The 421-nt window shown below is 58.2% G+C and carries 1 pseudogene; it reads right to left on the bottom strand.

The window, feature by feature from the left end:
• Positions 1 to 421 (bottom strand): annotated as a pseudogene (locus tag AF337_RS18490) (glycosyl transferase); the annotation flags it as partial.

Genomic DNA, 421 nt, shown 5'->3' on the forward strand with positions numbered 1-421 from the left:
TCGACCGCAAGCTTGAACCGGGTGCGTGCATCGGCTCCCTGCAGCTTTGCCGACGCGACGCGATAGGGATAGTGATCCGTCAGATGTAGTCTTGCCGGCAGCTTATGAGTTGAGAGAAATAGGTTCGTTGCTTCAACGGTTTGCTGCCAGTGCGTCATCCGCCTCCTTAGTGTGGTCGCATCCTCGGTCGAGCGATACCAGTTGTTATTGTGGATGCGGTAGAACCCAAGTGGATCCGACATGGCAATGACGTCCCCCAGAAACGGATAGATCCCCACGAGCCAGGCATCGGCTGATATGCGGAACTGTTCGGGAATGCTGCCCGCTGCATTCCATGCGCTACGTCGTACCGCGATGGCTGACGTCATCGGAAAAGGCCACCAGCCAGCCGATCTGGTGAGTCGCGGCGACAAAGCGCCCG

The organism is Rhizobium ecuadorense, assembly GCF_001187535.1.
Lineage (GTDB): Bacteria > Pseudomonadota > Alphaproteobacteria > Rhizobiales > Rhizobiaceae > Rhizobium > Rhizobium ecuadorense.